Source organism: Corynebacterium tuscaniense DNF00037 (assembly GCF_000759055.1).
Lineage (GTDB): Bacteria > Actinomycetota > Actinomycetes > Mycobacteriales > Mycobacteriaceae > Corynebacterium > Corynebacterium tuscaniense.
Genome location: NZ_JRNG01000026.1, coordinates 20,169 through 31,340 on the forward strand (window position 1 = coordinate 20,169; position 11,172 = coordinate 31,340).

The following is an 11,172-nucleotide window of genomic DNA, read 5'->3' on the forward strand; positions in this document are numbered from 1 at the left end:
TTTCTACTCACTCACTGAGAACACACGCTTGCCTTTTTGCTTGTCGACGTCACCGCCCCGCACCGAAACCTCCTCCACATCAAAGATCGCAGAGAGGAAGTCTGCGACCCACTGCAAGAGCTCTTCGTCCCGGAGGTTGGGTGCATTGAGCGCCGGCTTCGCACCGCCTTCGCGTGGGAACGGCACCTGCACTGCCTTGGCAGCCGCGCGGTAATTGGATCCCGGGTACAGGCGCTTGAGGCGCACCTGCTTGGAATCGGGCATGTCCACTGGGTGGAACTTCAGGCGGGTGCCCTGCATGGTGATGTCGGAAACAGCGGCACGTCGTGCCTGGTGGCGGAGCCGCGCCACCGCGAAGAGACGTGAGACTTCCTCGGGCATTTCACCGAAGCGGTCGGTGAGTTCTTCGGCGACCTGGGCCAGCTCAGCGCTATCGCGCGCGGCAGCGAGCTTGCGGTAGCTTTCCAGGCGGAGGCGCTCGGAGTTGATGTAGGACTCCGGAATGTGGGCGTCCACAGGCAAGTCGATGCGAATCTCTTTCGGGCCTTGGTCGGTGGCGTCCACCACTTCCCCGGACATGAGGGACTTGAAAGTTTCCACTGCTTCACCGACGAGGCGGACGTACATGTCAAAGCCCACACCAGCGATGTGGCCAGACTGTTCCGCACCTAAAACGTTACCGGCACCGCGCATCTCCAGGTCCTTCTGTGCCACGGCCATGCCGGCACCCAGGTCGTTGTGCTGTGCGATGGTGGCCAGACGGTCGTAAGACGTCTCCGTGAGCACCTTGTCCTTGGGGTACAGGAAGTAGGCGTAGCCACGCTCACGGGACCGCCCCACGCGGCCGCGCAGCTGGTGCAGCTGGGACAAGCCCATGTTCTGGGCGTTTTCCACGATGAGGGTGTTTGCGTTGGCGATATCCAGGCCGGTTTCCACGATGGTGGTGCACACCAGCACGTCGTACTCGCGGTTCCAGAAACCCTGCACGGTTTGTTCCAGCAGTTGCTCACCCATCTGGCCATGCGCCACGACGATGCGCGCTTCAGGCACCAACTCACGCAGGTGGCGTGCTGTTTTCTCAATGTCGGCGACTTTGTTGTGGATGTAGAAGACCTGGCCGTCGCGAAGCAATTCGCGGCGGATCGCGGCCGCTATCTGCTTGTCCTCCTGCGCACCCACGTAGGTGAGCACCGGGTGACGATCCTCAGGCGGGGTGGTAATGGAGGTCATCTCGCGGATACCTGTTAGGGACATCTCCAAGGTGCGCGGGATTGGCGTCGCCGTCATGGTGAGCACGTCCACGTGGGATTTGAGCGCCTTGATGTGCTCCTTGTGTTCCACACCGAAGCGCTGCTCCTCATCCACCACGATGAGGCCCAGGTTCTTCCACTGCACGCCTGTCTGCAGGAGACGGTGGGTGCCAATCACAATATCGACGGAACCATCCGCTAGCCCTTGAAGCGTCTTCTTCGCCTCTGCACCCGTGGTGAAACGGGATAGCTCCCGGATCTCCACGCCAAAACCATCCATGCGCTGGGTGAAGGTGGCGTAGTGCTGCTGGGACAGCAGTGTCGTGGGCACGAGCACCGCTACCTGCTTTCCGTCCTGCACGGCCTTGAACGCGGCGCGCACCGCCACTTCGGTCTTGCCAAAGCCCACGTCACCGACGATGACGCGGTCCATCGGCGATGGCTTCTCCATGTCCTCCTTCACGGCCTCGATGGCAGCCATCTGGTCTTCGGTTTCCACGAAGGGGAAGTTGTCTTCCATCTCCAGCTGCCAGGGCGAATCGGGGGCGAAGGCGTAGCCCGGTGCGGAAGCGCGCTTGGCGTAGAGCTCGATGAGCTCGGCGGCAATCTCGCGCACGGCAGCGCGCGCTTTCCGCTTGGTGTTCTTCCAGTCCGACCCACCCATCTTGGACAGACTTGGGCTTTCCCCGCCGGTGTACTTACTCAGCAGGTCCAGCGAGTCCATAGGAACCCACAGCTGGTCGCCGGGCTGGCCGCGCTTGGCGGGCTGGTATTCCAGCACGATGTATTCGCGGCGGGCGTCGCCAACTGTGCGCTCCGCCATCTTGACGAACTTGCCGATGCCGTGGGTGTCATGCACCACATAATCCCCCGGCTTCAAAGCCAGCGGATCAACGCGGTTGCGGCGGCGCGGGGCGCGGCGTTTCGCACCAGCGATATCTCCCACGCGGTTGCCCGTCACATCGGTCTCGGTGAACACGACTAGACCAGGCCCGGTGAAGGTCAGGCCGGCATGGGAAATCCCCTGGTACAGCGTGACCTGCCCATCGACGGGTTCAAGCCCCTGGGTGGCAATGCGCGCGGACACACCATTTTCACGCAGCCGGTCCGCCATGCGGTCGATTGTTCCCTTGGCGGGTGCAACAAACGCTGCATGACCACCGTTCTGCAAGTGCAGTTTGATCTTGCCGTACAGCGCTTCAATTTCTTTCAGGTCACCTTTGGGGGCCGGCGCCGGCTCAAATTCCAGGGGCAAGGTGATCTCATCCGCCATGCCCATCCCCGGTGGCGCGAAGGTCCACCACGCATTTCCGGACTTCAGTGCGGAGGCCTCCAAGGATTCACAGGAGCGGTACGAGCTCGCCGAAACATCCAGGCCCTCGGCAGCCACCGGGCCTTCGGCCCCCATCGCGGCGGCCTCCCACCCAGCTTCAAGGAATTCCTCATCAGTGGCCTGCAGATCAGCAATACGGGTGCGTACCTTCTCCGGGGATGTCACCAACACGACAGACCCAGCAGGCATGAGCGCCGGCAGCACTTCAAAGGGCTGGTCCGTCAGCGCCGGGATGAGCGCCTCCATCCCGTCCGGATAGGAGCCGCCCGCAATCCGCTCGAGCATCTCCACCAAGGTGCGGTTGCCCGGATAGGACTGGGCGAGGGTGGTGGCGCGGGTGCTCACTGAGGCGTCGATAAGCAATTGGCGCGCGGGGTGCAGATGAACCGCTTTGATGTCTTCGATGGTGCGCTGATCGGCGACGGCGAAGGAACGCAATTCGGTGACCTCATCACCCCAGAATTCGATGCGGACGGGGTGTTCAGAGGTCGTTGGGAACACGTCGATGATGCCACCACGCGTGGCAAATTCGCCGCGGCTAGCCACCATGTCCACGTGGTTATATGCGAGGTCCACGAGGCGCTGGGTCAGTTCACCGAAATCATGTTCTTCTTCAACGGCCACCACGACAGGTTCTACCGGTGGCAACACTGGCTGGCAGGCCGCGCGCGCGGACGCCACCACCACGCGGGTCTGATCCAGCTCGTGCACAACTTTGTTGCGTTTGCCCACAACGTCAGCCGCGGGCGAGAGTCGCTCATGCGGCAAGGTCTCAAACGCCGGCATGAGAGCCACAGCATCGCGCCCCAACATCGCGGCGAGCTCCGCGGAAAGATCCTCCGCCTCATGCCCCGTTGCCGTTATCAGCAGCACGGGCGCCTTACGCGCAATCGTGCCCGTCGCCCACGGCCGCACTTGATCAATGCCCGTGATGTGGAGCGATTCCTCCCCCACCCGTTTCAGCAGGCCAGTGAGCTTCGGATCCGTCATGGCTTGGGTGAGCACCCCAGCCAGCATGGGTAGGTCGGTTGAATCGTGTGCCATAAGCCCTATAAAACCTCAGTGCGCGCTTTCTGCAGTACAAGTCAGGCAATAAAAAAGCTTCCCCACCAGGACTCGAACCTAGAATGACGGTACCAAAAACCGTAGTGTTGCCAATTACACCATGGGGAAAGACGTCCCAGAGCTTACCAAATCTGGCTCGAGGCTCGAAATAAGGCATTTGCTTATCGACGTTTCCCCGCGCCCCACCAGCTACCCTTAAGCCCAAACGCTTTCACCCCGTGCCTTTGGAGTCCCGTCAACGATGTCAAAGACCAACAAAATCTTGCTGACAATTCTGGCTGTGTTACTTCTCATTGTGACTGTGATGGGCGGTGTCATTGCCACGAAGGCAGGATTGTTTGAATCCCGCACAATGGCGAAACCGGTGAGCTGACCTCCCCCACGTTGAAGCGCCACTCCACTCTGACCCGTACCGGGAAGAACACCTACCGCGAAAACATTGTCCACGGTGAAGGCGACAGCGGCACCGAATGGACCTTCACTCCCAGCAAGGACGACACCATGGATGTCTCCTACACCACCCCGGATGGCGCAACCTCCACCGCACTGCTGCCCCAGACTGTTCCGGAAGACACCGCAGGCGAGGTGGGAATCAACCCGAATGCGCCGAGGGCGGAACCAGATGGCATCGAGTTCCCGGAACCGGCTGTTCGAACAACGGGCACTCTGGAAACCGCCGGCACACCTGAGGGTGAAGCCACCGAGGTCATTTTCCGTTGGGACCAAAACCTGACGGTAGCAACCATCACGTACCCGGACCGCGGATGCTACGGCATCCTCGAGGAAACAGCGCCCAGCATCAGGACCGAGAAGATCACCGTCGGCGACTGCCCAAGTGGCGCCACCTGGCATTTCAGGGAAGGTGACCCTGGAGGTGGCCGCACCGAGTACGCCTCCCCGGACGGTACTAGGACGGAATCCATGACCTTCTCCAACACCGATTGGGGCATCATCGACGGCGAAATCGGTCTATCCCCGTCTGGTCCGGTGCTGGACTTCTACCGCAGGTTCCTCGAAACTTCAGGCGGTGAACCGGTCAGAGGTTCCTGCGAGCCAGCTGCTTTCGATGAGGTTGTTGAGGAATGGCCCACCCCGATGGGAACCGCCGTCCTCTTCTGCGATGGCACATGGGCCACAGCCGGACAAAACGGTACTGATTTCATCGGACATTTCCACTTCACCAATGGCCAGTGGAAAGTCATCGATTATGACGGCCAATCCTCAGTTACCAGACACCACTGTTTTGATCACAACAAACTGCGTGCGCTGGGTGCCCCAAAGGATTTCCTGACCAGGGTGCTTCAGTGCGATTAGTGCGGGTAGCCCGCGCTAAGTTAGCCGACACTTAGCGCGACGGGGGTTTCCGCAGCACCTACTATCCGGTTTATGAATTCCCCCATGCCGCATGAGGAGCACAACGCCCGCCGGTTCATCTGGTCAAACGGCCTGCAGAATATCGGCGATCAGATTGTCGCACCGAAAACTGTTCTGGCCTGGATGTTTACTGTCGCTGGAGTGCCGGCAGCGTTCACATCCTTCCTGGTGCCCATCAGGGAATCAGGCTCCATGCTGCCGCAGTTCGCGCTCAGCCCGTGGGTCACGTCGCACGCCTCACGCAAGAAAGTGTGGCTTATCGGTTCATGGGGTCAAGCCATTTCAGCTGCGCTCATCGCGGTGTGCGCGTTGCTTTTCAGCGGCACGCTCCTCGGCATCACCACCCTTATCCTCGTTGGCGCACTAGCACTGTTCAGGGCGGTGTGCTCGATTGCTGGCAAAGATGTACAGGGCCGCACGATCTCCAAGGGTCGCCGCGGTGTGATTACGGGCCGCGCAACAGCCCTGGGCGGTGGGTTCACGCTCGCGGTCGGATTGATTCTGTTCTTCCTGCCTAATGATCTGCCGGAATGGGGCATCGTGGCGCTGCTCGCCCTGGGCGCATCCATGTGGGCCTTCGCCAGCATTGTGTTCTCCGGCATTAAAGAACCGGCAGCAGAGGTGGAAAAGTCCACGGGCCACCACGGCTTCAAGCAAATGTGGCAGCTGGTCAAGGGCGACCGGGCCCTGCAGAATTTCCTCATCGTGCGTTCCCTGCTGCTGGCCACGGCGCTGTCCACCCCGTTCATCGTGGTGCTTGCGCATCGTGAGGGTGCGAACTTGGCCGGCCTGGGAGCCTTCATCGTCGCCTCGGGCGGTGCGGCGTTGGTGGGTGGCCGCGTGTCCGGAATGTGGTCAGACAGATCCTCTAAAACCACGATGTCGGGGGCGGCGGCTGTCGCTTCTGTTGTCATCCTGTTGCTCGTCGCCAGCGCCCAGTTCGCCCCGCACGGCGTGAATGCCTGGGTCATGCCCCTCGGCTTCTTCTTGGTCAACCTGGCGCACACGACGGTGCGCGTGGCCCGCAAGACCTACTTAGTGGACATGTGCGAGGGTGACCGGCGCACACTCATCACGGGTGTGTCCAACACGGTCATGGGCATCGTGCTGCTCATAGTCGGTGCGATTTCCTCCGCGATTGCCGCGTTCGGCCCGCAGGCCGCGCTGCTCTTCCTCGCTGCCATGGGATTTGCTGGTGTCATTGGTGCAGCACGCCTCAAAGACGTCTCAGACCCCGGTGTCTGAGCCGGCACGGTTAAGCTGTGGGAAGCTAGATTCTGTTCGCCTGACGTACTAACTACAAGGAGACCCTGCCGGTGACCACACCTGCTATCCCGTCTGATTCCTCTTCCCCGCAGCGCGCTGTTGTTGTTCTCGCTGCTGGCGCGGGAACCCGCATGAAGTCAACGAAGCAGAAGACGCTCCACGAGATCGGTGGACGCAGCCTGCTGTCGCACTCTTTGCACGCAGCCGCCGGTGTGCACCCAGCGCACCTCGTCGCCGTGGTGGGCCACCAGCGTGACCAGGTCTCCCCCGCCGTGGACGCAATCGCTGAGCACATGCACGTGACCATCCTTCAAGCGGTACAGGAGGAACAAAACGGCACCGGCCACGCCGTGCAGGTCGGCCTGGAGGCGATCCCGGATTTCACGGGCACCGTTGTAGTGACCAATGGGGATGTGCCGTTGTTGAGGGCGGAGACGATTGAGAAGCTCGTCGATAAGCATGAAAGCGAACATGCCGCGGTGACCGTGCTCTCCCTCGAATTCGAGAATCCCACGGGCTACGGGCGCATCATCCGCGACGCGGCCGGTGACGTGCAAGAAATCGTGGAAGAAAAAGATGCGACGGATGAGCAGCGCCGTGTGCGCGAGGTCAATTCCGGCGTCTTCGCATTCGATGGCGCCGTGCTGCGCGATGCACTAACCCGCATCAATTCGGACAATGCGCAGGGCGAGCTGTACATCACGGATGTGCTGGGCATCGCGCGTAACGACGGCCACAGGGTCGCCGCATTCACCGCCCCCGATGCCCGCGAACTCGCCGGTGTCAATGACCGTGTCCAGCTCGCCGCAGCCGGTAAGGAACTCAACCGCCGCCTGGTGGAACGCGCAATGCGCGCCGGCGCCACCGTCATCGATCCAGCCACAACCTGGATTGGTGTGGACGTAGAAATCGGCCAGGATGTGACCATCCACCCCAACACTCAGCTGTGGGGTTCCACCAAGATCGGCGACGGCGCCACGATCGGCCCAGACACCACTCTCACCGACATGGAAGTTGGTAGCGGCGCCACCGTCGTGCGCACCCAGGGCGAGCTCGGCGTGATCGGTGATGAAGCCACCGTGGGTCCCTTCACCTACATCCGTCCGGGCACGACGCTGGGCGCGCGCGGCAAGCTCGGCGGCTTCGTGGAAGCCAAGAACGCCCAGATCGGCGAAGGTTCTAAGGTCCCCCACCTCACCTACATCGGCGATGCCACGGTGGGCCGCGAATCCAACATTGGCGCCTCTTCCGTTTTTGTGAACTATGACGGCGTAAACAAGCACCACACCACCATCGGCGACCACTGCCGCACCGGCTCCGACACCATGTTTGTGGCACCGGTGACCGTGGGCGATGGCGCGTATACGGGCGCGGGTACAGTAGTCACTGAAGATGTTCCCGCGGGTGCCTTGGCTATTAAGGAAGGACGCCAGCGCAACATCGAGGGCTGGGTGGAATCCAAGCGGCCCGGTACGGCCGCAGCGGACGCTGCCCAGCGCGCACGTGAGAACGCAACTGATACCGCGAGCGACAACTGACTGAAAGGCAACACCTGACTCATGACCGGTAAGAAAGTCGAAAGCCACAAAGATCTCAAGGTCTTTTCGGGCCGTGCGCACCCCGAGCTGGCGGAGCAAGTCGCCCGCGAACTCGGCATCGAACTGGTGCCCACCACGGCGCGCGACTTCGCCAACGGCGAGATCTTCATCCGCTTCGGGGAGTCCGTTCGTGGCTCTGACTGCTTTGTCATCCAGTCCCACGCGCAGCCGCTGAACAAATGGCTGATGGAGCAGCTCATCATGATTGATGCTCTCAAGCGTGGTTCGGCCAAGCGCATCACCGCGATTCTGCCGTTCTACCCGTACGCCCGTCAGGACAAGAAGCACCGCGGCCGCGAACCGATTTCTGCCCGCCTAGTTGCTGATCTGCTCACCGCCGCTGGCGCCGACCGCATCGTGTCCGTGGACCTGCACACCGACCAGATCCAGGGCTTCTTCGATGGCCCGGTGGACCACATGCACGCGATGCCGATCCTGACGGATTACATCAAGTCCAAGTACTCGCTGGACAACCTCGTTGTGGTCTCCCCTGACGCGGGCCGTGTGAAGACGGCTGAGAAGTGGGCCAACACGTTGGGCGACGCGCCGATGGCCTTCGTGCACAAGACCCGCGACATCGACGCTGCAAACAAGGTTGTGTCCAACCGCGTTGTTGGTGAGGTTGAAGGCAAGGACTGTGTGCTTCTCGACGACATGATTGACACCGGCGGCACCATCGCCGGAGCCGTTGGCGTTCTGAAGGATGCCGGCGCCCGCTCCGTGCTGATTGCCACCACGCACGGTGTGTTCTCCGACCCGGCGCGTGAGCGTCTGTCCAACTGCGGTGCGGAGGAGATCATCACCACTGACACGCTCCCACAGAGCACCGAGGGCTGGACGAACCTCACCGTGCTGTCTATCGCCCCGCTGCTGGCACGCACGATCCACGAGATCTTCGAAAACGGTTCCGTAACCACTCTGTTTGAGGGCCAAGCGTAAAAGTGTCCGCCCCAACACCAGACCCAGCTGTCCAGGCTGGGTCTTCTCCTGTGCAGGACGTAGATTCTGGTCTGCACAGGGCCATGAAAAGCCGCCAGCTCCACATGATCGCGCTGGGCTCTGCCATTGGTACAGGTCTGTTCTTGGGTTCTGCCGAATCCATTAATTATGCCGGCCCGGCCGTGCTGGTCACATTCCTCATCGTGGGTGTGGTCGTGTATCTGCTCATGCGCATGCTGGGCGAAATGGCTGTGGCCAACCCTGTGTCCGGTTCTTTCGCGGCGTACGCCCGCGAGTACATCAGCCCCCGCGCCGGTTTCATCGTTGGGTGGAACTGGTGGTACACCACCATCGTGGTGGGAATGATTGAGCTCACCGCCATGGGCACCTTTCTGGACTTTTGGTTCCCGGACATCCCGCACTGGGTGACGGCACTGGTCACGCTCGTCATCGTGTTGATCATCAACGCTGCCCGCGTGAGTATCTTCGCTGAGGCTGAGTATTGGCTGTCGTTGATCAAAGTCCTCGCCCTCGTGGCCATGATCATCCTTGGCTTCGTCCTGGTGCTCATGCCTTCCTCGGATGCTGGGTTCCACAACCTGACCATCCATGGAGGCTTCTTCCCAATGGGCGCCACCGGCGTCGTGTTCTCCTTGGTCGCGGTCACATTCACCTTCGGCGGCATCATGTCCGTGGGAACGGCCGCCGGGGAGGCTGAAAATCCGGAACAAACGATCCCCAGGGCTATCAACTCCATCATCTGGCGCATCCTGGTGTTCTACATCGGTGGCATGAGCGTCATTTTGTTGCTGGCTCCGTGGGATGAGCAAGGAGCTTCTGAGAGTCCCTTCGTGCGCGTGCTCACCTTCGTGGGCATCGATGGCGCGGCGCATCTACTCAACCTGGTGATCATGGCCGCCGTCGCATCCGTGTGCAACACCATGACGTACTCGGGCGCACGAATGCTGCGCGACCTTTCCCGTAATGGGCAGGCTCCCAGCTACTTCGCGCACACGACACAGAAAGGTCTGCCCCTGCGCGCCCTACTGTTCAACGGCGCACTCATGGGTTCCGTTGTCCTGCTCAATTACTTCTTTGAGGGCAAGATTTTCACCATCCTGCTCGCCGTTGTGGTCGGCTCGGAGCTGATCACGTGGGCGGCAGTGAACTTCGCACACCTCAACTTCCGCAAGCGCGGCTACTCGTCCAGCTTCACGGCTCCGCTGTATCCGGTGGCTAACTACGTGTGCGCCGCCTACTTCGTACTGGTGATCGTTCTTATGGCCATGCTGCCCGATTACCGCGTGGGCCTTGCGGCAATGAGCGTGTGGGCCGTGATCCTCTTCACCGTAGCGTCGCTATCACGCTCCGCGGGAGAAACTCCTGACACCACTGGTTAACCGCCACTGCGCGTTTGGTTAGCCGACCGGAGTGCTGCTAAGATTTTCCAGGTCTCGGCGAGGGACTTGCTGATCGCTCTGATCGATCTAGATCAATCAGGAGAGATCAGCAGGGCCGTTATCGACGCGATGAAGACTTTCGCTGCTCGCGCAGCATCACACGGTCACTCGACGAGAACGTATTGTCACTTTCGTCTGGGTGGCCGGTTTTGTAGCCCCACCCGGTGAGAACACCATAGGAGAACCATCATGGCTACCACCCCTGTTATTAAGGCTGAGAAGCGCGAAGAGTTTGGTAAGGGCGCTTCCCGTCGTCTGCGCGCAGCAGGTCGCGTGCCGGGCGTCATTTACTCTGCGGGCGAAGAAAATATTCACTTCCACGTGGACATCCTGGAGATCACCGCTCTGGTGCGTAATGATGGCACTAACGCCATCCTCGAGCTCGAGGTCGAGGGCGAGAAGCACCTGGCCATCGTGAAGCACGTCGACCAGAACGTGCTCACCCTGAACATTGACCACATTGACCTCCTGGGCGTGAAGCGCGGCGAGAAGGTCAACGTCGAGGTCCCAGTTGTCCACGAAGGCGAGGCTGCTCCGGACGCTGTTGTCCTGCAGGAGCTGGACCTGGTGGAGATCGAGGTCGATGCCCTCAAGATTCCGGACGAGATCGTCGTGTCCATCGAGGGCAAGGAGATCGGCGACCAGATCCTGGCTGGCGACCTGCCGCTGCCGGAGGGTGCAGAGCTGCTCACCGATCCGGAGTACCTGGTCATCAACGTCACCTTCCAGCAGGTCGATGAAGAGATCGAGGCTGCCGCTGAGGAAGCTGAGGAGGGCGGCGCTGAGGCTGGCGCTGAGTCCACCGAGGAAGCTGCCGAGGGCGAAGAGTAAGCCGCTTATCGACGCTAACGGCTAAACGCCTCAACGGCCGGCACCCCACCGCGGGG

The 11,172-nt window shown here is 61.2% G+C and carries 8 protein-coding genes; 7 read left to right on the plus strand and 1 reads right to left on the minus strand.

Features of this window, described 5'->3' with window-relative positions:
* Positions 1-3 precede the first annotated feature (3 nt).
* Entirely contained in the window at positions 4-3,627 is a 3,624-nt protein-coding gene (gene mfd / locus HMPREF2129_RS07030; protein WP_034664747.1) for a transcription-repair coupling factor, read from the minus strand.
* 262 nt (positions 3,628-3,889) lie between these two features.
* Between mfd and HMPREF2129_RS11320 the strand changes: the two genes are divergently transcribed.
* The 7 genes from HMPREF2129_RS11320 (at position 3,890) to HMPREF2129_RS07065 (ending at position 11,116) form a co-directional block, all read left to right on the plus strand.
* Positions 3,890-4,021, plus strand: coding sequence for a hypothetical protein (locus tag HMPREF2129_RS11320; protein WP_269544942.1), 132 nt, complete (start codon positions 3,890-3,892; stop codon positions 4,019-4,021).
* A gap of 11 nt (positions 4,022-4,032) precedes the next feature.
* Entirely contained in the window at positions 4,033-4,962 is a 930-nt protein-coding gene (locus HMPREF2129_RS07040) for a hypothetical protein (protein ID WP_034664750.1), read from the plus strand.
* A 72-nt stretch (positions 4,963-5,034) separates the two neighbouring features.
* On the plus strand, positions 5,035-6,267 hold the full coding sequence (locus HMPREF2129_RS07045; protein WP_034664752.1) for an MFS transporter: 1,233 nt from the start codon (positions 5,035-5,037) through the stop codon (positions 6,265-6,267).
* Positions 6,268-6,338: 71 nt separating this feature from the next.
* Positions 6,339-7,826: a bifunctional UDP-N-acetylglucosamine diphosphorylase/glucosamine-1-phosphate N-acetyltransferase GlmU gene (gene glmU / locus HMPREF2129_RS07050; protein WP_373277164.1), complete on the plus strand. Its 1,488-nt coding sequence runs from the start codon at positions 6,339-6,341 to the stop codon at positions 7,824-7,826.
* A 21-nt stretch (positions 7,827-7,847) separates the two neighbouring features.
* Positions 7,848-8,825 (plus strand): ribose-phosphate diphosphokinase, encoded by a 978-nt coding sequence (locus tag HMPREF2129_RS07055; protein ID WP_034664754.1) that lies wholly within the window; start codon positions 7,848-7,850, stop codon positions 8,823-8,825.
* An 83-nt stretch (positions 8,826-8,908) separates the two neighbouring features.
* The gene (locus HMPREF2129_RS07060) at positions 8,909-10,225 is read left to right on the plus strand and encodes an amino acid permease (protein ID WP_084576642.1); all 1,317 of its coding nucleotides are present in this window, start codon (positions 8,909-8,911) and stop codon (positions 10,223-10,225) included.
* A gap of 249 nt (positions 10,226-10,474) precedes the next feature.
* The gene (locus HMPREF2129_RS07065) at positions 10,475-11,116 is read left to right on the plus strand and encodes a 50S ribosomal protein L25/general stress protein Ctc (protein WP_034664757.1); all 642 of its coding nucleotides are present in this window, start codon (positions 10,475-10,477) and stop codon (positions 11,114-11,116) included.
* The last annotated feature ends 56 nt before the right edge of the window (positions 11,117-11,172 follow it).